At 73.6% G+C, this 23,941-nt stretch carries 22 protein-coding genes and 1 pseudogene; 7 read left to right on the forward strand and 16 right to left on the reverse strand.

The genetic code is table 11. From position 1 onward, the window contains the following. Window positions 1-87 precede the first annotated feature (87 nt). From ACIP84_RS06595 to ACIP84_RS06635, 9 genes and pseudogenes are all read right to left on the reverse strand, one after another. Window positions 88-1,086, reverse strand: a complete 999-nt coding sequence (locus tag ACIP84_RS06595) for an ABC transporter permease (protein ID WP_401795240.1) — start codon at window positions 1,084-1,086, stop codon at window positions 88-90. Next, window positions 1,083-2,570, reverse strand: a complete 1,488-nt coding sequence (locus ACIP84_RS06600) for a sugar ABC transporter ATP-binding protein (RefSeq protein WP_401795243.1) — start codon at window positions 2,568-2,570, stop codon at window positions 1,083-1,085. The genes ACIP84_RS06595 and ACIP84_RS06600 overlap by 4 nt, the downstream gene beginning before the upstream one ends. A gap of 230 nt (window positions 2,571-2,800) precedes the next feature. After that, window positions 2,801-3,982 carry an ROK family transcriptional regulator gene (locus tag ACIP84_RS06605; protein ID WP_355958898.1) on the reverse strand — a complete coding sequence of 394 codons (1,182 nt, stop codon included), beginning with the start codon at window positions 3,980-3,982 and terminating at the stop codon, window positions 2,801-2,803. Window positions 3,983-4,137: 155 nt separating this feature from the next. Further along, window positions 4,138-4,788: a class F sortase gene (locus ACIP84_RS06610; RefSeq protein WP_355959037.1), complete on the reverse strand. Its 651-nt coding sequence runs from the start codon at window positions 4,786-4,788 to the stop codon at window positions 4,138-4,140. A gap of 284 nt (window positions 4,789-5,072) precedes the next feature. Further along, window positions 5,073-5,633, reverse strand: a complete 561-nt coding sequence (locus ACIP84_RS06615) for a hypothetical protein (RefSeq protein ID WP_355958896.1) — start codon at window positions 5,631-5,633, stop codon at window positions 5,073-5,075. Window positions 5,634-6,032: 399 nt separating this feature from the next. After that, the gene (locus ACIP84_RS06620; RefSeq protein ID WP_355958895.1) at window positions 6,033-6,989 is read right to left on the reverse strand and encodes a beta-ketoacyl-ACP synthase III; all 957 of its coding nucleotides are present in this window, start codon (window positions 6,987-6,989) and stop codon (window positions 6,033-6,035) included. Window positions 6,990-7,163: 174 nt separating this feature from the next. Beyond that, complete coding sequence (locus ACIP84_RS06625) at window positions 7,164-7,547, reverse strand: (2Fe-2S) ferredoxin domain-containing protein (RefSeq protein ID WP_401795248.1); 384 nt, start codon at window positions 7,545-7,547, stop codon at window positions 7,164-7,166. 146 nt (window positions 7,548-7,693) lie between these two features. Then, a pseudogene (locus tag ACIP84_RS06630) lies at window positions 7,694-8,200 on the reverse strand (isochorismatase family protein); the annotation flags it as partial. 25 nt (window positions 8,201-8,225) lie between these two features. Continuing rightward, window positions 8,226-9,365: a bile acid:sodium symporter family protein gene (locus tag ACIP84_RS06635; RefSeq protein ID WP_401795251.1), complete on the reverse strand. Its 1,140-nt coding sequence runs from the start codon at window positions 9,363-9,365 to the stop codon at window positions 8,226-8,228. Between the two features lie 145 nt (window positions 9,366-9,510). Here ACIP84_RS06635 and ACIP84_RS06640 point away from each other — a divergent pair, with 145 nt between their 5' ends. The 4 genes from ACIP84_RS06640 to ACIP84_RS06655 all read left to right on the forward strand — a co-directional run bounded on the left by ACIP84_RS06640 (window position 9,511) and on the right by ACIP84_RS06655 (window position 14,150). Continuing rightward, window positions 9,511-10,368, forward strand: a complete 858-nt coding sequence (locus ACIP84_RS06640) for a LysR substrate-binding domain-containing protein (protein WP_401795254.1) — start codon at window positions 9,511-9,513, stop codon at window positions 10,366-10,368. A gap of 284 nt (window positions 10,369-10,652) precedes the next feature. Beyond that, window positions 10,653-12,476 carry a long-chain fatty acid--CoA ligase gene (locus ACIP84_RS06645; protein WP_355958886.1) on the forward strand — a complete coding sequence of 608 codons (1,824 nt, stop codon included), beginning with the start codon at window positions 10,653-10,655 and terminating at the stop codon, window positions 12,474-12,476. Window positions 12,477-12,718: 242 nt separating this feature from the next. Continuing rightward, window positions 12,719-13,507 (forward strand): aldo/keto reductase, encoded by a 789-nt coding sequence (locus tag ACIP84_RS06650; RefSeq protein WP_401795711.1) that lies wholly within the window; start codon window positions 12,719-12,721, stop codon window positions 13,505-13,507. Between the two features lie 175 nt (window positions 13,508-13,682). Further along, on the forward strand, window positions 13,683-14,150 hold the full coding sequence (locus ACIP84_RS06655; RefSeq protein ID WP_401795257.1) for an RICIN domain-containing protein: 468 nt from the start codon (window positions 13,683-13,685) through the stop codon (window positions 14,148-14,150). A 34-nt stretch (window positions 14,151-14,184) separates the two neighbouring features. Here ACIP84_RS06655 and ACIP84_RS06660 read toward each other — a convergent pair whose 3' ends face one another. Both ACIP84_RS06660 and ACIP84_RS06665 read right to left on the reverse strand, forming a co-directional pair. Beyond that, a complete protein-coding gene (locus ACIP84_RS06660) occupies window positions 14,185-15,150 on the reverse strand; it encodes a class I SAM-dependent methyltransferase (RefSeq protein WP_401795260.1) in 966 nt (321 codons plus the stop codon). Between the two features lie 145 nt (window positions 15,151-15,295). Next, the gene (locus ACIP84_RS06665; RefSeq protein WP_401795263.1) at window positions 15,296-16,228 is read right to left on the reverse strand and encodes an AraC family transcriptional regulator; all 933 of its coding nucleotides are present in this window, start codon (window positions 16,226-16,228) and stop codon (window positions 15,296-15,298) included. Between the two features lie 95 nt (window positions 16,229-16,323). Between ACIP84_RS06665 and ACIP84_RS06670 the strand changes: the two genes are divergently transcribed. Then, window positions 16,324-17,223: an NmrA family transcriptional regulator gene (locus tag ACIP84_RS06670; protein ID WP_401795266.1), complete on the forward strand. Its 900-nt coding sequence runs from the start codon at window positions 16,324-16,326 to the stop codon at window positions 17,221-17,223. Between the two features lie 23 nt (window positions 17,224-17,246). Here ACIP84_RS06670 and ACIP84_RS06675 read toward each other — a convergent pair whose 3' ends face one another. Next, window positions 17,247-17,993, reverse strand: a complete 747-nt coding sequence (locus ACIP84_RS06675) for a class I SAM-dependent methyltransferase (protein WP_401795269.1) — start codon at window positions 17,991-17,993, stop codon at window positions 17,247-17,249. A gap of 206 nt (window positions 17,994-18,199) precedes the next feature. Then, on the reverse strand, window positions 18,200-18,505 hold the full coding sequence (locus tag ACIP84_RS06680) for a 4a-hydroxytetrahydrobiopterin dehydratase (RefSeq protein ID WP_401795272.1): 306 nt from the start codon (window positions 18,503-18,505) through the stop codon (window positions 18,200-18,202). Between the two features lie 91 nt (window positions 18,506-18,596). Between ACIP84_RS06680 and ACIP84_RS06685 the strand changes: the two genes are divergently transcribed. Beyond that, window positions 18,597-19,421 (forward strand): helix-turn-helix domain-containing protein, encoded by an 825-nt coding sequence (locus ACIP84_RS06685; RefSeq protein WP_401795275.1) that lies wholly within the window; start codon window positions 18,597-18,599, stop codon window positions 19,419-19,421. Here the strand turns inward: ACIP84_RS06685 and ACIP84_RS06690 are convergent. Continuing rightward, window positions 19,411-19,833 (reverse strand): hypothetical protein, encoded by a 423-nt coding sequence (locus ACIP84_RS06690; protein ID WP_055598391.1) that lies wholly within the window; start codon window positions 19,831-19,833, stop codon window positions 19,411-19,413. The two genes, ACIP84_RS06685 and ACIP84_RS06690, sit on opposite strands and share 11 nt — an antisense overlap. 370 nt (window positions 19,834-20,203) lie before the next feature. Here ACIP84_RS06690 and ACIP84_RS06695 point away from each other — a divergent pair, with 370 nt between their 5' ends. Beyond that, complete coding sequence (locus ACIP84_RS06695) at window positions 20,204-21,415, forward strand: low temperature requirement protein A (protein WP_401795278.1); 1,212 nt, start codon at window positions 20,204-20,206, stop codon at window positions 21,413-21,415. A gap of 178 nt (window positions 21,416-21,593) precedes the next feature. Here ACIP84_RS06695 and ACIP84_RS06700 read toward each other — a convergent pair whose 3' ends face one another. Both ACIP84_RS06700 and ACIP84_RS06705 read right to left on the reverse strand, forming a co-directional pair. Continuing rightward, the gene (locus ACIP84_RS06700) at window positions 21,594-21,758 is read right to left on the reverse strand and encodes a hypothetical protein (protein ID WP_401795281.1); all 165 of its coding nucleotides are present in this window, start codon (window positions 21,756-21,758) and stop codon (window positions 21,594-21,596) included. A gap of 687 nt (window positions 21,759-22,445) precedes the next feature. Beyond that, window positions 22,446-23,879 (reverse strand): amino acid permease, encoded by a 1,434-nt coding sequence (locus ACIP84_RS06705; RefSeq protein ID WP_401795284.1) that lies wholly within the window; start codon window positions 23,877-23,879, stop codon window positions 22,446-22,448. Between the last annotated feature and the right edge of the window lie 62 nt (window positions 23,880-23,941).

A 23,941-nucleotide genomic window follows, 5' to 3' on the forward strand; every position in this document is an offset into this window, starting at 1 on the left:
GCGGTGGATCCCTTCCGAGCGGGTGGTGGTGAAGGGGGTGGTGGTGAAGGGGGTGGTGGTGAGGGGGCGTGTGCGGCGGGTGTCCGGTCAGGTTCCGTCGCGGACCGTGCGGCGCTGGAGCAGGACGGCGGCGACGATGATCGCGCCCTTGGCGATCTGCTGGACGTCGCTCTGCAGGTTGTTGAGCGCGAAGATGTTGGTGATCGTCGTGAAGACGAGGACGCCGAGGACGGATCCGACGATGGTGCCCCGGCCGCCGCTGAGGAGGGTGCCGCCGATGATGGCGGCGGCGATGGCGTCGAGCTCGTACAGGTTGCCGTTGGTGTTCTGGCCGGAGCCGGCGAGCACGACGAGCAGGAAGGCGGCGATGCCGCAGCACAGGCCGGAGAGCAGATAGAGGAAGAGCCGCTGGCGGCGTACGTCGATGCCGGCGAGGCGGGCGGCCTCCGGGTTGCCCCCGACGGCGATGGTGCGGCGGCCGAAGGTGGTCCGGTTGAGGAGCAGCCAGCCGGCGACGGTGACGGCCGCGAACACGAGGACGAGCGGCGGGATGCCGAGGACGTAGGCGTCGGGGAGGCCGAGGTCGAGGACGGACGGGACGGTGACGATCTGCGTCTTGCCGTCGGTGATCTGGAGGGCGAGGCCGCGGGCCGAGGCCAGCATGGCGAGGGTCGCGATGAAGGGGACCATGCCGCCGTACGCGACGAGGACGCCGTTCACGAGGCCGCAGCCGAGTCCGACGGCGACGGCGGTGAAGAGGATGCCGGCGAAACCGAACTCCTGGGTGGCGAGGGTCGTGGCCCATACGGACGCGAGGGCGACGATCGCTCCGACGGAGAGGTCGATGCCGCCGCTGGTGATGACGAAGGTCATGCCGACGGTGACGACGCCGATCACGGAGGCCTGCGTCAGAACGAGTTGGAGGTTGGAGGTGGCGAGGAACTCGGCGGGCCGGGTGAGCCCGCCGACGACGATCAGTACGGCGAGCACGCCGAGCAGCGACAGGTTGCGGACGTCGGCCCTGAGACCGAGCGTGCGCCAACGCCCCTCCTGGGGCCGCGCCTTGGCCGGGGTGGTGAGCGTCATTCCGCAGGGCTCCCTTCCATCACGAGGTCGAGTACGCGGTGTTCGTCGAGGTCACGGGCGGGGGCCTGGTGGACGACGCGGCCCTCGCGGAGGACCAGGACGCGGTCGGCGAGGCCGAGGACCTCGGGGACCTCGCTGGAGACGAGGAGGACGGCGAGGCCGTCGTCGGCGAGCCCGCGGATGACCGCGTACAGCTCGGCTCGGGCGCCGACGTCGACGCCCCGGGTGGGTTCGTCGAGGAGGAGGACCCGGCAGCCCCGGAGGAGCCAGCGGGCGAGGACGGCCTTCTGCTGGTTGCCGCCGGAGAGGGTACGGACCGGGGCGTCCGGGAGGTCGGGGCGCAGCGACAGGGTGCGGGTGGCGGTCCTGGCGGTCTCGCGTTCGGCGGCGCGGTCGATCCAGCCGGCCCGGGAGAAGCGGGCGAGGGAGGAGACGGAGACGTTGCGGGTGACGGATTCGAGGAGGAGCAGGCCCTGCGCCTTGCGTTCCTCGGGGGCGAGGCCGAGTCCGGCGGCGACGGCGGCGGGGACGCTGCCGGGGCGCAGGGGCCGTCCGTCGACGGTGACCCGGCCCGCAGTGGGCTTCCGCGCCCCGTAGACGGTCTCCAGGATCTCGGAGCGGCCGGACCCGACGAGCCCGGCGAGGCCGACGATCTCACCGGGGCGGAGTTCGAGGTCGAGAGCCTCGAACTCCCCTTTCCTGGCGAGTCCTTGGATTCGTAGGACGGGTTCGCCCGTCGGTGGGCGGGCGGGGCGTTCGGGGAAGACGTACGGGACGTCGCGGCCGGTCATGAGGGCGACGACCTCACGGGTCGGGGTGGTCGCGGCGGGCAGTCCGCGGGCGACGGCGCGGCCGTCCTTGAGGACGGTGACGCGGTCGCCGATGCGGCGGATCTCCTCCAGGCGGTGGGAGATGTAGACGACGGCGACGCCGTCGGCGGTGAGGTCCGCGACGATCCGGAAGAGGTTGGCGACCTCGTCGGGGTCGAGGGCGGCGGACGGCTCGTCCATGACGATGAGGCGGACGTCGTGGGAGAGGGCGCGGGCCATGGAGACGATCTGCTGCTGGGCGGCGGAGAGTTCGCCGACGCGGCGGGCCGGGTCGATCTCGGGGTGGCCGAGGCGTTTCAGGAGGGCGGTGGTGGTCTCCCGCGCGTCGCGGGTTCGGACGAATCCGGCGGTGGTGGGTTCGTGGCCGAGGTGGACGTTCTCGGCGACGGAGAGGCCTTCGACGAGGTCGAGTTCCTGGTAGATGGTGGCGATGCCGAGGCGGACGGCGGCGCTCGGGGAGCGGAGCCGTACGGGTGCGCCGTTCCAGGTGATCCGGCCCTCGTCGGGCTGGTGGGCGCCGGCGAGGACCTTGATGAGGGTGGACTTGCCGGCACCGTTCTGGCCCAGGAGGCAGTGGACCTCGCCGGGGGCGACCTCCAGGTCGACGCCGTCGAGGGCGCGGACACCGGGGAAGGACTTGGTGATTCCGGACATGGTGAGGAGGGGCGGGTGTTCTTGGGGGTCTTGGGGCTGTTGGGGTTCTTGAGGCATGGCGGAGGTCCCCTCGGCGGGTGCGGGTGGCGCCGGAGCGGGTGGACGTGGGGTGGTGCGGGCCGGTGGGTGGTGTGTGCCCAACCGTTCCGCGCTGGGGGCCCCGGACGGAGTCCGGGGGAGGAACGCATGCACACACCACTGGGGAGCAACCCCGACGAGCTAGGGAGGTGTTACGCCGGGGAGAAGAGGTGGTCGCTGATGAGGCGGGCCGCGCCCGTGACGCCGGCTGTCTGGCCGAGTTCGCCGAGGACGATGGGCAGGTTGCCGGTGGCCAGGGGCAGGGACTGCCGGTAGACCTGGGTGCGGACGCTGGCGAGGAGGTTGTGACCGAGGCCGGTGACTCCGCCTCCGATCACCACCAGACCGGGGTTGAAGAAGCTGACGAGTCCGGCGATGACCTGCCCGACCCGGTTTCCGCCCTCACGGATGAGGGCGAGTGAGGTGGCGTCTCCGGCGGCGGCGGCCGCCGCGACGTCGACGGCGGTCAGCCGGCCGGCCGAAGCGAGCCGGGCGGCGAGCTCCTCCGACCCGCCGCCGCGCGCCGCGTCCTCGGCGTCGCGGGCCAGGGCGGCGCCGCTGAAGTGGGCTTCCAGGCAGCCGTTGTTGCCGCAGGCGCAGGGGCGGCCGTCGGGTTCGACCTGGATGTGTCCGATGTCGCCCGCACTGCCCGTCGTACCGCGGTAGACCTCTCCGCCGACGACGATGCCGCAGCCGATGCCGGTGCCGATCTTGACGCAGAGGAAGTCGCCGACCGAGCGGGCGACGCCGGCGTGCTGCTCCCCCATGGCCATGAGGTTCACGTCGTTGTCGACCATGACGGGGCAGCCGAGTTCCTGGCTGAGCGCCTCCCGTACGGGGAAGCCGTCCCAGCCGGGCATGATCGGCGGTGCGACGGGGACGCCCTCGGGGAAGCGGACGGGTCCGGGGACGCCGATTCCGGCGCCGTCGAAGCCCTCCGCGAGCCCGGTGGAGCGGAGCTTCGCCGCCATCGACAGGGCCTGTTCGAAGACGGCGACGGGGCCCTCGCGGACGTCCATGGGGTGGTTGAGGTGCCCGAGCACCTCCAACTCGGCGTTGGTGACGGCGACATCGATGGAGGTGGCGCCGATGTCGATGCCGAGGAAGCGGAGTTCGGGCGCGAGCCGGATGTTGTGCGAGCGACGGCCGCCCCGGGAGGCGGCGAAGCCGTCGGCGACGACGAGACCGGTCTCCAGGAGCCGGTCGACCTCGACGGCGAGCTTGGAGCGGGAGAGATCGATCTGATCTCCCAGCTGTGCGCGGGAGTTGGGTCCCCCGTCGCGCAACAGCCTGAGGAGTCGCGCCTGATGTCGGTTGGCAGGTCGTGCCGTCATGCGTCTCACGCGCCCCTCCCTCTCGTACGTGCTCGTCTTCGTGCTTTCGAGGGGAACGTAGCAGCGGCGTACCGGAGTGGGAAGAAGTTGCGCAGGAATCCGCCCCGACTTTTTCCCGGTTGGGGACAAAGGCGGGGTCGGGGGCGGGAGAAGGGTCAGCGGACCTCGACCAGGCGGGCCGAGACCACCACGTTGCCCGCGTAGCCGTTCCCCTCGGTGAACGTGCCGCCGCAGGTGATCAGGCGCAGCTCGGGCGCGCCGGCATCGCCGTAGACCCGCTCGGCGGGGAAGCCGTCCTTGGGGACGACCTCGACCCCGTACACGGCGAAGACGGCGGTCCGGCCGTCGCGGCGCGCGATCTCCACGCGGTGTCCCTTGCGGACGGCGCCGAGGTCGTAGAAGACGGCGCGGCCGCCGGGGACGTCGACATGCCCGACGACGACGGCCGTGCCGCGCTCGCCGGGGGTGACCGCGCCGGTGAACCAGCCCGCGAGCCGGTTCTCCTCGGGCGGCGGGGCCTCGATCCAGCCGTCGGCGTCGAGCCCGACCTTGGTGATCGGCGCGTCGATCCGGACGGCGGGGACGCGGACCCGGAGCGGGGTCGACGGGGGCAGCGGATCGGGTACGGAGGCGGGGACGAGCGCGGCTTCGGCGCGGCTGCCGTCGGGGGCGGCGGCGGAGAGCGGCTGCGGGGGGCCGTCGGCCCGGATCTCGTCCGTACCGCCGCGGACGAGGTGGACGCCGACGAGGAGGACGACGGCGACGAGCCCCCAGGCGCCGTGCCGTCCCGCACCGTCCGCCCGCATCCCGCCGCCCGGAAGACCCGTCGTGTCCGACCGCCCCACGCCCGCTCTCCTCCTCGCGCCGTGCGCGGGCCGACCGCCCACCGTCCGGGCCGACTTCGCATCGACCTCGCGGGGCGGTCTCGCGCACCGACCTCGCGTGTCGGCGGGCCGCCCGCCGTCCGTGCCCTTGATCGCGTGCCCGGCGGCGCCCGCGCACGGGCGTCCGCCGGGTGTGGCGCCCCTCCGTCCCGGACCTCGTCACACCGGGGCGGAGGGGCCGTTTCAGGCCTCCGTGGTACCGGCCGTCAGGCGCGGCCGTCGGTGGCGCGGCGGCGGGTCAGGACGACGGCGGCGCCGAGCGCCCCGACGATGAGCAGCACACCCGTGACCACCTCGGTGACGCCGAGGCCGTCGGTGTCCGCGCCGGAGGCGGCGGCGGTGCCGTAGCCGGCCTTCACGCCCTTGTGCGCTCCGGGCGGCCGGCTCTCGTCGTGCCCGCCGGTGTTCCCGCCGGTGGTGCCCTGGGAGATGGTGAGCGTGGTGGTGCCTCGCTCGCCCTTGCAGTCGAAGGTGATCTCGTACTGGGCGCCGGCCTTGGCGTCGACATCCACGGTGGCGTTGCCCGAACGGCCCTCGTTGAGGGTCACCGTGTCGAACACCCCGGAGGTGACGGTCACCGACGGCACTTCGCAGCCGTCGGACTTCAGCGTCACGGTGCCGCCGGGGGCGACGGTCTCGGGACTGACGGAGAAGCCGAACGACGTGATGTCGTGGTCGTCCTCGCCCGCGAGGGCGGCCGGCGCGACCGTGACCACCACGGCGGCGGCGCTCAGCAGGACGGCGGAAGCGGCACGTATCGCGCGCATGACGGTCCTCCAGATCACGGGAGGGATCGGTCACGGAGCGATTCCGTGCCCGGAATACGACGACCCTCACCGCGATCGAAGCTAGGTCCGCCACCGGCGCGCCGCCAACGGGGCTCCGCCGAACGGGGCACGGCGGACGGACCCGGCACCGTCCCTCGACGCACGGGGGCGGGACGAGCCGAGCCGTGCCACGGCGCCTGGCCTGGGCCCGCGCCGGCCCCTGGTCGGGGCGTGTGGACGAGGACCGCGAGGCCGGTGGTCGCGGCACCCGGACGGAGACCACGAGACCGGTGATCGCGGCACCCGGACGGAGACCACGAGACCGGTGATCGCGGCGCCCCGACGGAGACCGCGAAGCCGGTGGTCGCGGCACCCGGACGCGGGCCCGGAGCGGCCGCGCTACGGCACCCGGACGACCTGGCCCGCGTACGACAGGTTGCCGCCGAAGCCGAAGAGCAGGACCGGGGCGCCCGAGGTGAGTTCACCGCGTTCGACGAGCTTGGCGAGGGCCAGCGGGATGGAGGCGGCCGACGTGTTGCCGGAGTCGACGACATCGCGGGCGACGATCGCGTTGACGGCGCCGATCTTGGCGGCGAGCGGCTCGATGATCCGCAGGTTCGCCTGGTGCAGGACGACGCCCGCGAGCTCCTCGGGGCCGATGCCGGACCGCTCGCAGGCCTGCCGGGCGAGGGCGGGCAGCTGCTGGGTGGCCCAGCGGTAGACGCTCTGGCCCTCCTGCGCGAAGCGGGGCGGGGTGCCCTCGATCCGGACGGCGTGGCCCATCTCCGGGACCGAGCCCCACAGGACCGGGCCGATGCCGCGCACGGCACCCGGCGCCTCGTCGTCCACGGCCTCGACGATCGCGGCGCCCGCGCCGTCGCCGACGAGGACGCAGGTGGTGCGGTCGGTCCAGTCGGCCACGTCGCTCATCTTGTCGGCGCCGATCACCAGCGCGCGGCGGGACCCACCGGCCCGTACGGCGTGGTCGGCGGTGGCCAGGGCGTGGGTGAACCCGGCGCAGACCACGTTGAGGTCCATGGTGGCCGGGGAGGTCATGCCGAGGCGGGCGGCGACGCGGGCGGCCGTGTTGGGCGAGCGGTCGATGGCCGTGGAGGTCGCGACGAGGACGAGGTCGATGTCGTCGGGGGTGAGGCCGGCGGTGGCCAGGGCCTTGCCCGCCGCGTGCGCGGCGAGCTCGTCGACGGGTTCGTCGGGCCCTCCGATGTGCCGGGTGCGGATACCGACCCGGCTGGTGATCCACGCGTCGTCGGTGTCGACCAACTCCGCGAGGTCATGGTTGGTGAGCACCTTGGCGGGCTGGTAGTGCCCGAGCGCGGCAATGCGAGTGCCCGTCATCCCGGGACCCCCTCGGTGGTTCGATCGTCCGGCAGGATTTCCCAGTGTTGCCAGCGACTGATGGGTAACAGGTGACGTAAACCACCAAGATTCACCCGTACCCCTTGGCCGACCGTGACAAGGGCCCGGGCGCCCCACGGGCCCCACCGCGTCGCGTGGGGCCCGTGGGCGGGGTCAGTTCTTCGGCGGGTCGATCATCTGGAGGGCGAGGGTGGCCGGGGGCGGGGCGATGCCGGGGCCGCCGGCGGCCGTCCAGGCGAGGATGTCGTCGAGGGCGTCCTGGTCGAGGGTGAAGGCGACCCAGGCGGCCCGGCCGCCGCGCCGCCGGCCCTCGGTGGAGGGCTGGACGACGACGATGTTGGCCTGGGCGCAGGGGCCGAGGCAGTCGCTCGTACGGACGGCGAGGCGGCCGCCGGAGGCAGCGGCGGCCTCGCGGAGGCGGGCGAGCTGCCCGGCGTGGTCGGTGCCGGGGTTCTTGCGGGCGTCGCCGCAGCAGCAGCCGCGGCAGACGACGAGGGAGCAGGGGCGGGCCCCGTAACGTATCGGGACCCGGGTCACGCGCGGCCGTCCGGGGTGGTCGCGGACGCCGAGCCGTCCGGGGTGGTGGCGGACGCCGAGCCGTCCGAGGTAGTCCCGGTGGCCGAGTCGTCCGGGGTGGTCGCGGACGCCGAGCCGTCCGGGGTGGTGGCGGACGACGAGGCCTTGAGGGTGATCTCGGCGACGGGGGCGACCGTGCCGAGGCGCGGGAAGTCGAGGTCGACGGAGGCGCGGTGCTCGTCGGCGGTGAGCGCGCTCATGGCGTCCTCGGCGAAGACGAGGTCGTAGCCGAGGTCGCCGGCCGCGCGGGCGGTGGATTCGACACCGAGGTTGGTGGCGATGCCGCCGAAGACGAGGGTGGTGGCGCCGAACCCCGTGAGGAGTTCATGGAGTCCGGTGTCGTGGAAACCGCCGATGGTGCGCTTGACGACGACGGGCTCGCTGTCCCGGACGAGGTCGGCGACGAGTTCGCTGCCGGGCGGCTGGGCTTCGACGTTCGGGCGTTCGACCCGGATGTGGACGACGGGCGCGTCGGCGGCCCGGAAGGTGTCGGCGAGCCGGGCGGCGGCCGTGAGGACGTCGGTGCCGGGGCGGGGCGCGAGGGGCAGCGCGACGATGCGTTCCATGAGGTCGACGAGGACGAGCGCGGTGCGGCCGGAATCGAGTGCGGGCATGGGAGCACCGTAGCGGCCGCGATGATCATCCCGGGGTGGTCGTGGGTGTGATCCGGCCTACGGAGGGCGTCGCGGAGGGAGCCACCGCGGTCCCCTCCGTCCCGGGGTCCTCGTCCGCGTCACGGGCGCGGCGCTTCGCGATCACCGCGCACACCATCAGCTGCATCTGGTGGAAGAGCATCAGCGGGAGCACGGCGAGGGCTGCCTGGGGGCCGAAGAGGACGCTCGCCATCGGCAGCCCGGCCGCCAGGCTCTTCTTCGAACCGGCGAACTGGATCGCGATCCGGTCCGCCCGGCCGAAGCCGAGGCGCCCGGCTCCGTACCAGGTCAGGGCCAGCATCGCCGCGAGCAGGACGGCCTCGGCGGCGAGCAGCAGGCCGAGCCGGGCCGGGGTCACCAGGTGCCAGATGCCGGCGACCATGCCCTGGCTGAAGGCGGTGTAGACGACGAGGAGTATCGAGCCCCGGTCGACGTACCCGAGGACCTTCTTGTGGCGGACGAGGAAGCCGCCGACCCAGCGGCGCAGGAATTGTCCGGCGAGGAACGGTACGAGGAGTTGGAGCACGATCTTCATGAGCGCGTCGGCGGAGAGGCCGCCCGCGCTGTTGCCGAGGAGCAGTGCGGCGAGCAGCGGGGTGAGGACGATGCCGGCGAGGGAGGAGAAGGAGCCCGCGCAGATCGCGGCGGGGACGTTGCCGCGCGCGATCGACGTGAAGGCGATGGAGGACTGGATGGTGGACGGCACCAGGCAGAGGAAGAGGAGGCCGCTGTAGAGCTGGGGGGTGAGCACGGTGGGGACGAGGCCGCGGGCGGCGAGTCCGAGGAGCGGGAAGAGCAGGAAGGTGCTGCCGAGGACGGTGAGGTGGAGCCGCCAGTGCTTGAGGCCGTCGAGTGCCTCGCGGGTGGAGAGCCGGGCGCCGTAGAGGAAGAAGAGGAGGGCGACGGCTCCGGTGGACGCGCCTTCCGCGACGTGGGCGGCGGCGCCGGACGCGGGGAGGAGCGCGGCGAGGCCGACCGTGCCGAACAGCGCCAGGATGTACCCGTCGACGGGGAGCCAGGACGGCAGCCGGAGGGTGCGGCGCGGCGTGCCGGGGCGGCTCGGGGCGCCGGAGCGGCGCGGCGTGCCGGGGCGGGGCGGGGTGGGGGCGGGCGTACGGGCGGTCATCGGCTCCACTGCTCTGTGCTCGGCGAGGGGGCGTCTCGCGCCTTTCCATCCTGGCCCAGGCCTCGGTGATCGGGAATCCCGTACAGGGCACTGACTGTCATCACGTTTCGCGATGAGCACGGACGTGAGGCGTTACCGTCGTCGTGTGTACGAGCCCACCCATCTGCGCACCTTCCTCGCCGTGGCCCAGACGCTGAGCTTCACCCGGGCCGCGGACCGTCTCGGGCTGGGGCAGTCGACCGTCAGCCAGCATGTGCGGCGCCTGGAGGAGGCGACGGGCCGGCCGCTGTTCACCCGGGACACCCATCGGGTGGCGCTGACCGAGGACGGGGAGGCGATGCTCGGTTTCGCGCGCACGATCCTGCAGGCGCAGGAGCGGGCGGCGGCGTACTTCGGCGGGACGCGGCTGCGCGGGCGGCTGCGTTTCGGGGCGTCGGAGGACTTCGTGACGACCCGGCTGCCGGAGATCCTGGAGTCGTTCCGGCGCGAGCACCCGGAGGTCGACCTGGAGCTGACGGTCGAGCTGTCCGGCACGCTCCAGGCCCGGCTCGCCGCGGGCCGGCTGGATCTGATCCTGGCCAAGCGGCGCGGCGGGGAGAGCGAGGGGCGGCTCGTGTGGGAGGACGCCCTGATCTGGATCGGGGCGCCGGGGCTCCGGCTGGATCCCGACCGTCCGGTTCCGCTCATCCTGTACCCGCCGCCGGGGATCACCCGGGCGCGGGCCCTGGAGGCCCTGGAGGCGCAGGGCCGGGCGTGGCGGATCGCGTGCACGAGTTCCAGCCTGAGTGCGAACGTGGCGGCGGCCCGTGCGGGGCTCGGCGTGATGGCGCACACGCGGGGTCTGGTGCCGCCCGGTCTGGTGCCGGTGGCGGGGCTTCCGGAGCTCGGCGACGTCGGCTTCGTGCTGCGGGCGGGGCGCCGGAGCGGGGCGGTGCAGGAGGCGGCGGACGCGTTGGCGGAGGCGATCCTGGCGGGCGGCGACCGGCTGCACCGGCCTGGCTGACCGGCCCCGTGCGTGCAGGTGGGGTGCCTCGCCGGGTGGCGGCCCGTGAGCGGCCCGTACAGATTCCGTGGAGATTCCCGCCCGGTGGACGTACCGAGCGGTCGGTAACGCGCCCGCAGTACCCCTGACTTGACGCCGCCACCCGTCCTGACCTGTGCGAACACGGAATGTCCCGGCTTGGTGAAGGCCCTCCCGCCGGGCAGTCGGGTGGGGTACCGTCACCCGCGCTGTACGGAGCGCTACAACGAGCTTTTCCAGCCATCGAGCCGTCGAGGAGCAGGTCAGTGCGCGAGTTCACCGTGCCGCCCGTCGAGGCGGCGCCTCAGGTCGGCGGGCTGGCGGACGCCGTGTTCGAGCGTGCCCTGACGGAGCCGGACCGGATCACGTTCGGCCGGAAGGGACCGGACGGCGCGTGGCGGGACGTGACGGCCGCGCGGTTCCGGGACGAGGTCCTCGGCCTGGCGAAGGGGCTGATCGCGGAGGGCGTGCGGTTCGGCGACCGGGTCGCCGTCATGGCCCGCACCCGCTACGAGTGGACGCTCTTCGACTTCGCGCTGTGGACGCTCGGCGCGCAGCCCGTGCCGGTCTATCCGACGTCCTCCGCCGAGCAGGTCTTCTGGATGCTGCACGACTCCGAGGTCACGGCCTGCGTGGTGGAGCACGAGGACCACGCGATGACGATCGGTTCGGTGATCGACCGGCTGCCCCGGCTCCAGCGCCTGTGGCAGCTGGACGCGGGCGCGGTGGCCGAGCTGACTGCCGCCGGGGCGGACATCGACGAGGAGGTCGTGCACCGGCACCGGCGGGCGGTGACCCCGGAGACGGTGGCGACGGTCATCTACACGTCGGGGACGACCGGCCGCCCCAAGGGCTGTGTGATCACCCATTCCAACTTCATGTTCGAGACGGACATGCTGGTGGGGCGCTGGGAGTCGGTGTTCCGTTCCCGGCCGGGCGAGGAGGCGTCGACACTGCTGTTCCTGCCGCTCGCGCACGTCTTCGGACGGATGGTGGAGGTGGCGGCGGTCCGGACCGGGGTGAAGCTGGGGCACCAGCCGGTGATGGCGGCGGCGGAGCTGATCCCGGACCTCGCCGCCTTCCGGCCGAGTTTCGTCCTCGCCGTGCCGTACGTCTTCGAGAAGGTGTTCAACGCGGCGCGGCGCAAGGCGGAGCGGGAGGGGAAGACGGGCCCGTTCGACAAGGCCGTGGAGGTGGCGGTCGCGTACGCGGAGGCCTTGGAGCACAAGGCCTTCGGCACCGGCCCGGGGCCTTCGGCGGCGTTGCGCGTGCAGCACCAGTTCTTCGAGAAGACGGTGTACGCGAAGGTCCGCGCGGCCCTCGGCGGACGGCTGCGGCACGCGATGTCGGGCGGTTCCGCGATGGACCGCAGGCAGGGGCTGTTCTTCGCGGGCGCGGGGGTCACGGTCTTCGAGGGGTACGGCCTGACGGAGTCCTCGGCGGCGGCGACCGCGAACCCGCCGGAGCGGACGCGGTACGGCACGGTGGGGCAGCCGGTCCCGGGGACGACGGTGCACATCGCGGAGGACGGCGAGGTGTGGCTGCACGGCGGCCAGATCTTCTCCGGCTACCTCAACGCCCCCGAGGCGACCGCCGCCGTCCTCAACGACGGCTGGCTGGCCACCGGGGACCTGGGCTCCCTCGACGAGGACGGCTATCTGACGATCACCGGGCGGAAGAAGGAGATCCTGGTGACCTCGGGCGGCAAGAGCGTCGCGCCGACGGGTCTGGAGGAGCGGGTGCGGGCGCACCCGCTGATCGCCCAGTGCATCGTCGTCGGCAACGACCGGCCGTACATCGCGGCGCTCGTGACCATCGACCAGGAGGCGGTGGAGCACTGGCTCGCGATGCAGGGGCGTGCGCCGCTCGCGCCGGCGGAGCTGGTGCGCGATCCGTCCCTGGAGACGGAGATCCGGCGGGGGGTGGTGGCGGCGAACACGCTGGTCTCGCAGGCCGAGTCCATCCGCACCTTCCGGATCCTCGCGCATCCGTTCAGCGAGGAGCACGGGCTGCTGACGCCTTCCCTGAAACTGAAGCGGAAGGCGATCGAGCGGGCGTACGCCGCGGAGGTCGCGGCGTTGTACGGCTGAGCCGTGCCGCGGGAGGCGACGCCGCGCCGCGGGAGACGGCCCGACGCGGGAGACGGCCCGGCGCGGGCACCCGGGAGGCGGCCCGGCGCGGTGAGCGCTCCGATGCGGCGATCGGAATGCGCGGCTCCCGCGGATCGTTGAGGGTGGGAGAAGTAAGACAGGACCCCTGACGACGTAAGGATCCCCTCCACGTGAGCACGGACAGCAAGGTTCCCTCGGTCACCCTGAACAACGGCGTGCGGATGCCGCAGCTGGGCTTCGGTGTCTGGCAGGTGCCGGACGACGAGGCCGCCAAGGCCGTGGCGACCGCCCTGGAGGCCGGCTATCGCTCGATCGACACCGCCGCGATCTACGGCAACGAGGAGGGCACGGGCCGTGCCGTCGCCGCGTCCGGGGTCGCCCGCGAGGACCTGTTCGTCACCACCAAGGTGTGGAACAGCGAGCACGGCTTCGACTCCACGCTGAAGGCCTTCGACGCCTCGCTCGACAAGCTGGGTCTCGACTACGTCGACCTCTACCTGATCCACTGGCCGGTCCCCTCGAAGGACGCGTACGTCGACACGTACCGCGCGTTCGAGAAGATCTACGCGGACGGGCGCGCCAAGGCGATCGGCGTCTCGAACTTCCTCCCGGAGCACCTGGAGCGGCTGATCGGCGAGACGTCGGTCGTGCCCGCCGTCAACCAGATCGAGCTCCACCCGCAGCTCTCCCAGCAGGCCTCCCGCGAGGCGCACGCCCGGCACGGCATCGCCACCGAGGCGTGGTCGCCGCTCGGCTCGGGCAAGGGGCTCCTGGACGTGCCGGCGATCGTCGCGATCGGCCGCAAGCACGGGCGCACCCCGGCCCACGTCGTGCTGCGCTGGCACCTCCAGCTGGGCAACGTGGTGATCCCCAAGTCGGTCACCCCGTCCCGTATCCGGGAGAACATCGACGTCTTCGGCTTCGAGCTGGACGCCGAGGACCTCGCGGCGATCGCGGCCCTCGACGAGAACCGCCGACTCGGCCCGAACCCGGCGGAGTTCGACGCCTGACGGGTCGCGTGACGCCCCTGCAGGGCATCGTGTGACACCGGTCGTGCTCGCGCGGTGGTGGTGACGACGGCGCCGAGGTCCCCCCGGACCCCGGCGCCGTTGTCGTACCCCCGGCATAGAGTCGACGGCGGACCGTGAAGCAGTGGGGCGAGCGGCGAGCGAGGGAGTCGATGCGGTGAGTGGTGGGTCTCCGGTGCCCGTCGAGGAAGGCCTCTACCGGGTGCGGAACGTGGCGAGCGGGCTGCTCCTCGAGGTGTACGAGGGGTCGAGCCGCAGCGGCGCCAAGGTGCAGCAGGGCACCGAGAACGGCACGCCGGGACAGCACTGGCACATCACCTCCGTGCCGAACGGCGGCGGGTTGTACCACCTGGTCAACGCGGCCAGCGGCAAGCGGCTCGACGTCGCCAACGCGTCCACGGAGAACGGCGCCGGCATCCAGCAGTGGAAGGCGAACAACTTCGGCGCGCAGGAGTGGATCATCGAGCAGGACCTCCAGTCGCCGGGGACGGTCGCCCTGGTGAGCTTCATCAGCGGGCTGTTCCTGGAGGTCGCCGACGACTCGAAGGAGGACGGCGGCAGCGTACGGCAGTGGGAGGACACCGACTCCCCGTTCCAGTGGTGGCGGTTGGAACCGGTGTCCTGACCTGCCGGGGTGCGGCCGACGGGCGCGGCGGTCCTCAGCCCTTGCGAGCGGTGTGGACCGTGCGGGCAGCGAGGTAGAACAGGTCGGTGCGGTGGTGGAGCGACAGCTCTTCGGCCGGGTCGAGGAGCCGGTCGAGCGTCGCGCGGTCGTCCGCGTCGAGCCGGTCGCCGTAGCCGTCCCGGACCCGGCCGAAGTGGGTGAGGGCCAGCTCCCGTACGACCGGGGACACCGGCGCGGGGACGTCGGTGAGGAAGGTGCGGGTGCCGGCGGGGGTGAGGCCCGCGTCGGCGAGCAGGGACCGCCAGTCGTCCGGCTCGTCCTTGTGTCCGGGTGTCTCGGCGCGCATCCCGGCGAACCGGTCGGCGTTGGCGGCGTCGAGGCGCGCCTCCAGGCCCGGCCGGCCGAAGCCGATGTGCCAGGGCAGGTGCCGGGCCGGCAGCCCGCCCTCGACGAGGACCATCAGGCCGCCGGGGTTCAGCAGGCCCGCGAACTCGACGAGCGCGGCCCGCTGGTCGCCGATGTGGTGCAGGGAGTTGCCCGCCCAGATCACGTCGGCCCTCCCCAGCTCGGCGATGCCTTCCGGGAGTTCGGTGTGGAGCGTGGAGACGCGGGCGCCGAGGCCGTGTTCGCGGGCGCGTTCACCGGCGCGGACGAGGAGCTCGGGGCTGCCGTCGACGGCGACCGCCTCGGCCGCCGGGAAGGCCTCGGCGAGGACGCCGGTGACGACTCCGGGGCCGCTGCCGATGTCGAGGACCCGGCGGACGCCCTGCGCGGGGGTGAGCGTGCCGAGCCAGGCGGCGGCGTCCGCGTAGGTGGGGCTCTCGGTCTCCGCCTGCCGCTCCAGGAGCGGGGCGATCTCGTTCCAGTCGAGCGGGGCTCCGTCGTGGTGGGAACCGTGGCTGTGCCGGTGCCCGGAGGTGTGCGGGTCTCCGGGAGTGTGCTGGTGGCCGTGCCCGTCGCCGTGCGCGTGGCCATGGTGCGTTGCGGTGTGCTGACTCATGGGTCCAGCGTGCGTCGAGTCGTCGGCGAGCGCGAGAACTGTTGCCGTTCTGGCAAGAAAATCGATCCTGTGTTGCTCGTATCGTCCTACTCGGGGCTCGGAACCCGGCGCGTCATGCCGCCGGCTCGGCAGGCCGCCGGCCGCGTCACACCCCGGCGCGGTGCTCCTGCGGGCTGACGCCCCTGACCCTCTTGAACGCGGCGCTCAGGGCGAAGGCGCCGCTGTAGCCGACCTGCCGGGCGACGGACTCGACGGTGGCGTCGCTCTCGCGCAGCAGATCGGCGGCGAGCGCGAGCCGCCAGTCGGTGAGGTAGGACATCGGGGGCTCGCCGACGAGTTCGGTGAAGCGGCGGGCGAGCGCGGCGCGGGAGACGCCCGCCTTCGCGGCGAGCGAGGCGACGGTCCAGGGATGGGCGGGGTCGTCCTGGAGCAGTCGCAGGGCGCGGCCGACGACCGGGTCGCCCATGGCCCGGTACCAGGCGGGGGCCTCGGCGCCCGGCCGGGAGAACCAGGCGCGGACGCCGGAGATGAGCAGCAGGTCGAGGACGCGGTCGAGGACGACGGTCTGGCCCGGTTCGTCGCGGGCGATCTCCTCGCCGAGGAACGGCATGAGGGGGCAGTTCCACGCGTCGGCGGGCAGATGGAGCAGCGCCGGCAGGGCGTCGAGCAGCCGGCGGCCGACCTCGCCGTCCATCCGGTACGTGCCGACGAGGACCGTGGTGCCGCCGTCGGGGGCGTTGCCCCAGGTGCGGACGCCGAGCCGCATGCGGTCGGCGAGCGGCTCCCCGCTGAGGGTGGTGCAGACGCCGTCGGGCCCGATCACGGCGGTGGGCGGGGCGTCGGGGGCGTGGGCGACGGTGTACGGCTCCGGGCCGCGGACGATGGCGATGTCCCCGGGTCGCAGCACCACGGGCTCTCCGGTGTCGGGAACGACCCGGGCCTCGCCCTCGGTCACGCACATCACACAGATCGGGGCGGCGTCCTCGATGCGCACCGACCAGGGCGGCTCCATGACCATGCGGAGCAGGAAGGCGCCCCTGGCGCGGGGGCCGTCGAGGAGTCCGGCGAGAGCGTCCATGGGACAACAGGGTAGGCGGGCCGGTGAGACGGAGACACAGGGGTGTGAGACGGCGGAGCATGGGCGGCGGGCGCCGTGGGCGGGAGTCTTGACCCATGACGAAGCAGACGAACGACACGCGGACCGAGCAGGGCATCGACGAGCGGAACGTGAACGGGCGGGGCGCGAACGGTGAGAGCCTGACCGTCCTGGTGACGAGCGCGACCGGTAAGACCGGCCGCCGCGTGGCCGAACGGCTCACGGCGCGCGGGGTGACCGTGCGCGCCGGGTCCCGTTCCGGCTCGACGCCCTTCGACTGGGAGGCCCCGGAGACCTGGGGCCCTGCACTGCGGGGCGCGGACGCCGCCTACGTGGCCTACTACCCGGATCTCGCGGCGCCCGGCGGGGTCCAGGCGATGGAGACCTTCGGCCGGCTGGCCGCGGAGCACGGGGTGCGCCGGCTGACGGTGCTGTCCGGGCGCGGGGAGCCGGAGGCGGTCGTGGCGGAGGAGGCCCTGCGCGCGGCGGCCGTCGGCGTGGAACTGACCGTCGTACGGGCCGCGTTCTTCGCTCAGAACTTCTCCGAGGGACTGCTCGCGGAGGGGGTCGCGGAGGGCGTGGTCGTCTTCCCGGCGGGCGACACGGCGGAGCCGTTCATCGACGTGGACGACCTCGCGGACGTGGTCGTCGAGACCCTGACGACGGTCGGTCACGCGGGGCTGGTGCACGAGCTGACCGGGCCCCGTCCGATCGGCTTCGCTGAGGTGGCGGCGGAGATCTCGCGCGCCTCGGGGCGGCCGGTGGCCTACCGGCCCGCCTCCCGGTCCGAGTACGCCGGGATGCTCACCGAGTTCGGTCTGCCGGCCCCGGAGGCCGTATGGCTCGCGACTCTGTTCGCGACGCTCCTCGACGGCCACAACGCCTCGGTGACGGACGGTGTGAAGCGGGTCCTGGGCCGCGAGCCGCGTTCCTTCGGCGCGTTCGCGGACGCGACCTGGGCCGGCGAGGAGGCCTGAGCGCCCGGCCCGCGGGTGCCGCCTCAGTCCTGCCGGACGAAGCGGGCGAGCCGGTACCGGGGATCGGCACGGGGGCGGTCCTGGTCCGGGAGGGCGGCGAGCGCGGTGGCCGGCGTCTCGACGGCCGCCGCGTCGCCGGGGAACCAGGAGGCGAAGTACCCGGCGCGCAGCTTCCGTACGGTGTCGCGCGGGGTGCCGCCCTGGCCGTGTCCCGTGAAGTGCGTGCCGGGCGCGGCCGCGAGGCCGTGGGCGGCGGCGTACCGGGTGATGAGGTCGGCCCGGTCGGTGGCCGCCCGGGCCGAGCGGTACGGGCGGAGGATCGTGTCGATGTCGCTGCCGACGTCGTGGGCCGCGTCCTTGTCGACGGTGGCGATCAGGACGCCGCCGGGGCGCAGGACGCGGGCGGCCTCGGCGACGATCTCCGCCGTGAAGGGGACGAGGTGGAGCAGCCAGACGGCGCTGACCGCGTCCAGGGAGGCGTCGGGGAACGGCAGTCGCCGGGCGTCGGCGCGGACGACCCGGCCGGGTACGCGTCCCTGGGCGACCCGCAGCATGGCGTGGGCGGCGTCGGCGCCGTAGACGCGCAGTCCCGGCCGGGCGAGCCGTTCGGTGACGAGACCGGTGCCGCAGGCCAGGTCGAGCAGGGTCCGGGCGCCGGGCGGCACGAGGCCCAGGACGGCCTCGGCCGCGGCGCGGGCCCGGGGCACCCCGCCCCGGGTCCGGTCGTAGTGCGCCGCTTCGTTCTCGTAGTCGAGCAGGGTCTCCGCCATACCGAGGATCGTACGAGGGTGGTGAGCGTACGAAGGAGGAGAGGCGGACGGCGGCCGTACGCAGGACGGGAAGCGGGCGGCGAGCGTACGGCGGACGGGATGCGGGTGGCCCGCCGTACGGAGGACGGGATGCGGGCGGCCCGCCGTACGGAGGACGGGATGCGGGCGGCCGGCCGTACGGAGGACGGGGCGATGGTGACCGCGCGTCAGGCGGCGCCGTGGCCCGGGGCGATCCCCTCCACCCGCTCGGCTAGCCCGAAGTCCTTCTCGGTGACGGCGCCACCGGCGGAGTGGGTGTTCACGGACAGGGCGACGGTGTTGTAGCCGAGGGTCAGCTCCGAGTGATGGTCGAGCTCCTGCTGGATCCTGGCCACGTGGACGACGAACGCGGTCGCCGCGAAGTGGTCGCCGAGCCGGTACTCGCGGGTGAGCCGGTCCTCCTCGACCGACCAGCCGGGGAGCTCCCGCAGTCGGTCCTCGATCTCCTTCTGCGACAGCGGCTGTGTGGGCACGGCGGTGCTCCCTCCGGTCGGGTGGCGCGGGTGACGGACAGGGGTCCCGGGGAGAAACTACCCGGGTCCCCCTCTGGGATACCGTCTGGCCATGACAACGGTCGTGAACGACACGGGAGTGGGGCCGCTGCTGCGCGGTTGGCGTGAGCAGCGGCGGCTGAGCCAGCTGGAGCTCGCGCTGCGTGCGGACTCCTCGGCGCGGCACATCTCGTTCGTGGAGACGGGCCGCTCCCGGCCGAGCGAGGAGATGGTCCTCAGGCTGGCCGAGCACCTGGAGGTGCCGGTCCGCGAGCGGAACGCGCTGCTGCTGGCCGCCGGGTACGCGCCCCGGTACGCGGAGTCGGCGCTCGACGCCCCGCGTCTGGAGACGCTGCGGGCGGGCATCGAGCAGCTGTTGCGGGGATACGAGCCGTATCCGGCGCTCGTGGTGGACGGCTCGTACACGGTGGTGGCGGCGAACCGGGGCATCGGGCTGCTCCTGGACGGGCTGCCGGGGCATCTGCTGACGCCGCCGCTGAACGCGATGCGGATCACCCTGCACCCGGAGGGGCTCGCGCCGCGGATCAGGAACCTGCCCGAGTGGCGCGGGCATCTGCTGCACCAGATGGAGCGTCAGATCGGGCTGGCGCGTTCGGAGTCCTTGCGGGCGCTGTACGCGGAGGTGTCGGCGTATCCGTCGCCGCCGGGCACGGACGACGACGAGGTCGGCGCCCCGGGTCCTGAGGAGGTGTACCCGTACTTCGCGCTGCCGCTGCGGATCGAGCACGACGGGCGGGTGCTGTCGTTCGTGTCGTCGATCTCGACGTTCAACACCCCGCTGGACGTGACGGTCGCCGAGCTGGCCATCGAGACGTTCCTCCCGGCCGACCCGGCGACGGTCGCGTACCTCCAGTCCCTGCCGCCGTTCAGCGACTAGCGGCGACGGCCCGGAGCGCCGCCCACTGCGCGAGGGCGAAGCCGCCGACGGTGGCCGCCTGCAGGGGCGTCCACACCAGGCCCGCGGTGGTCGGCTCCAGCCAGGCGACGAGGGCGACGATGCTGAGGACGGCCCAGACCGCGTTGATGTCGACGACGAGCTTCACGCCGAGCGCCGGGGGCTGCGGGCGGCTCGCGAGCCAGGCGACGCCCGCGGCGTACACGGCGAGCAGGACGCCCAGTTCGAGCAGGAGACCCGCGTCGACGCCGAGAAACTCCCCCAGCGGGCCGGAGGCGACGGCGTAGGCGATCCCGTTCGCCCCGGTGACGACGGCGTCGAGGGCGAGGAAACGGCGCACCGCGGACTGCGGACGGGTCGTGCGGGCAAGACCGGCGAGCAGGGCCTGGGACATGGCGGATCACCCTCCATGGGGGACGTTCGCACTGACGGTGGACCCGGAGCCCGAGCGGAGTGCGCCGCCCGGGTTCCGGTGTCCCCGAGCATGCCGGGCGGGCCGGCGGGGGTCGATTACGCGGGAGGTAATGCGCCCCCTCCCACGGTCGTCGGCAGGTCAGAGCAGCTGCCTCAGGGAGGGCAACGCCGAGCCCGGGTGGGACAGTTGGCACGCGCCGACCCTCGCCCCTGCCCGGCGGCGAGTGCGCGGGCCGAGCTGCGCCGGTGTCGTTCCGCCGGTCGCGGAAGCGTGTGTCTCCGGGCGCCGGGCGTGAGTATTGTTCGCGCCGGGGTGGCCGGGAGTGGTCTCCCCGGAGGGGGAGAGACACATGGCGTGGAACAGGGAACGGGCCCGCATGGTGGCCACCGGGGACGATCACGCGGTGACGCCCGCGGAGCTCTTCTTCGACCTGGTGTTCGTGTACGCGATCACACAGGTCACCGCCCTGATGGCGGCCGCGCCCTCGCCGGTGCGCGTGGTCGGTGCGATGGTCGTGCTCGCGCTGCTGTGGTGGTGCTGGTGCTGCTTCGCCTGGCTGGGGAATGTCGTACGGGCCGACTCCGGGGCCCTGTTCGGGGTCCTCGTCACGGTCATGGCCATCGTCCTGATCGTGTCGCTCGCCGTCCCGGACGTGTTCACGGACCCGCCGGGCGGGCTGTCGGTGCCGCTGGTGTTCGTGCTCTGCTACGGCGCGGTGCGCGTCCTGCACCTGGTCTCGTACTGGATCTCCAGTCCCGGCGACCCCGCCCTGCGTGCCACGCTGCGCCGGACGGCCCTGACGTCCGTCGTCCCGCCGCTGATGCTGCTCCTGATCGGCAGCTCGTACAGCGGCCGGGTCCAACTCCTGTTGTGGCTCGGGGCGGTGGCCGTCGACTACCTCGGAATCTTCGTCACGGGCGCGACCGGCTGGCGGGTCAACTCCCCCGGGCACTTCTCCGAGCGGCACGGCCTGATCGTGATCATCGCGCTCGGCGAGTCCATCGTCGCGATGGGCGTCGGCGTCTCCGGCTTCCCGCTCACCTACGCCGTGCTGGGCGCCTCGGCGGCCGGGCTGCTGCTCTCGGCGGGGCTGTGGCGGCTGTACTTCCGGCAGCTCGGTGAGGCGGCCGAGCACCGGCTCGCCGGTCTCGACGGCGACGACCGCACCCGGTTCGCGCGGGACGTGTACACGTTCCTGCACCTGCCGCTGGTGGCGGGCGTCGTGCTCACCGCGCTCGGGATGAAGAAGGTCCTCCAGCAGGTCGCCGACACCGGGCACTACGGCCTGGCCGAGCCTCTCCACGGGGTCGTCGCCTGGTCGCTGACCGGGGGTGTCGGCGTGTATCTGCTGGGCGCCGCCGCGATCGTGCTGCGCACCACGGGCCGGCGGCCGACCGCCCTCGCCCTGGGCGGCGTGTGCTGCCTGGCGGCGGGCCCGCTCGTCGGTCTCGTCCCGGCCCTGGCGGCGCTCGTGTCGCTCGCCACGGTCGCGGCCGCGCTGGTGTGGCTGCACGGCCGGCGCCGTGCGCCGCAGCCGTTCGAGGCCGTCGAGGCGGCCTGAGAGGGGCGGGAACGTCCCCGCCCCCGACTCCGACCGCGCCCCGACTCCGGCCTCGACTCCGCTCCTCCCCGGTCTCAGGGGTTCCGGTCGGCCGAGGTCGTCGGAACACCCTCGTACGCCCGGATGCCGGTCCGCACATCGGATGCCGCCATGGCCCGGGTCGGGGCGTGACGGACGGTCAGCGTTGGCGTTCGTCCCGGTACGTGGGCGGTTCGGGTGCCGGGTCCATGGCGGGCTCGGCGGCCGGGGCGGCGGGCTCGGGCGCCCGGCGTTCGGGGCGCTGTGCCCGGGAGGCCTCGGCGCGCAGCAGGGCCTGGAGAACGGCGAACGGGTCGACGGGCATGGCGAAGCTCCTCGTGGTGCGGGGGTGATGTCGGGGACTGCGGAGAGGCCGGACCTCTCAGCAGCGCATCACCACGCACCGGAGCGCGTCGCCGCGCGGGCCGGGGACGGGGGCGTGGGCGGGGGTGCGGCGCCGGTCCCGGGCGCCGTGCGGGGGACGGCGCGGGCGCCGGACCGGGCGGATGCCCGTCCGGTGCCGGCGGGATCGGCCGGGAAGTCCGGCCTCGGTGCCTGCCGGGTCGTGGGTCTCGCCGCTCGGGTCGGGGGCCGGGGAGGCGGTGGCGGGCCGGAGTTCGGCCCCGCCGGTGAGCGTGCCTGCGGCGCCGGTGCCGATCAGCGCGGCAAGGACGAGCAGCAGGACGACCCAGAGGCGTCGGTCGGGGGCCGGGAAACGGCCTCGCCACCCCTGCCGAGTCCACCCCTGCCGAGTCCACCCTTGCCGGGCGCATCCCGCCCGTGGGCACCCCGCCCGCGCGCATCGCGGCCTCGCACACACCGGCCTCGCGCGTGCCGGGCGGCCCGCCGGGGTGGCGGGCGGGGTGGCGGTCGGCTCGGGCGCGGGGCTCACGGAGATCCGTACTGCCCCGCCGGGGTCCCGACACGCGCGTCCGGCCCGAGATCCGCCCGAGCGGCCTACGGGTGGGGGCCGTGATTCACCGGTTCACCGCACGGGGGGCGATCGCCCCGGTCAGGAGCTCGCCGCCCCCTCCCCCGCGGCCGCGCGCCGCCTGCGGGCCGACATCCCCGCGTACACGAGCACGCCCGCGAAGAGGAACAGCACGCCCTGGTAGACGGCCGCGTAGCCGGAGCCCGCGACAAGCCAGAGGGAGAAGCCGAAGGCGGCGAGGGTGAGGACGGTGTCGCGGATCAGCCGGGGGCGGTGGACGCGGTCGGACTGTCCGGAGAGGAGGAAGAAGAACTGCGCCGCGGAGGAGAGCAGATAGGGCACGGTGGCGGTGAAGGTCGTGACGAGGACGAGGGTCTCGAAGACGCCCGCGGTGCCCGCCGTGTAGTTGTAGACGGTGAGGAGCGAGGCGAGGACGACGGTCACGAGGACGCCGACCGTGGGGACCCCGCGCCGCTTCCTGGCGAAGACCTTCGGGAAGAGTCCGTCGCGGGCCGCCGCGTAGGGCGTCTGCGCGCTCAGCAGCGTCCAGCCGTTGAGGGCGCCGAGCATGGAGACGAGGGCCATGCAGGCGACGGCCGTGCCGCCCCATGAGCCGCCGAACATGAGGTCGACGGCGTCCGTGAAGGGGGCGCTGGAGCCGACGAGCCGCTCGTGCGGGACGGTCCCGAAGACGGACAGGGTGGTGAGCAGGTAGAGGAAGGCGGCGGCCAGGGTGCCGAGGACGGTGGCGCGGCCGACGTTGCGGCGCGGGTCGCGGACCTCGCCGGCGCTGACGGCGGCCGACTCGACGCCGAGGTAGCTGAAGAGCAGGATCGCGGCGGAGGCGGAGACGGCGCCGAGTGCGCTCTCGCCGCCCGCCCGGAAGGGCCCGAGATGGGAGCTGTCGAAGAAGAACAGTCCGCCGACGGCGACGAGCAGCAGCGGGACGAACTTGAGCACGGTCGCGACGATCTGCACGGCGCCGACGTAGCGGGTGCCGGCGAGGTTCGCGAGGGCCGGGAGCCACTGGACGAGGAGCGCGGCGGCGAGGGTGGCGGGCTTCGATCCGTGGAGCGGTATCAGCACGTCGAGGTAGCCGACGGCGGCGACGGCCAGGGCGGCGTTGGAGACCCAGGCGGTGATCCAGTACGACCAGGCCGTGAGGAATCCGGCGAAGTCGCCGAAGGCCTCGCGGGCGTAGACGTACGGTCCGCCGGTCCTGGGGTGGCGGTGGGCGAGGCGGCCGAAGACGAGGGCGAGGGCGATCGCGCCGAGGGTGAGGATGCCGAAGGCGACGAGGCTGATGGTGCCGTAGGGGGCGACGGAGGCCGGCAGCAGGAAGATTCCGCCGCCGATGATGTTGCCCATGACCAGGGCGGTCGCGATGGGGAGCCCGAATCGACGGGAGTGCTTGCCGTCGGTCCCGGGGGCTCCGGGGGTTCCGGGGGTCCCTGAGGCCCCGGAGGCCCCTGGTGCTTCGGTGTCGCTCTGTGGAGTTGTGGTGGCCGTGCTCATGCGGTGGTGCGCCTTCCGTCGTGCATTCCGGGTCATCGTCCGGTATGGGCGAACAGGCGTCC

Origin of the sequence: Streptomyces sp. NPDC088707 (genome assembly GCF_044752725.1) — a bacterium.
Classification (GTDB): domain Bacteria; phylum Actinomycetota; class Actinomycetes; order Streptomycetales; family Streptomycetaceae; genus Streptomyces.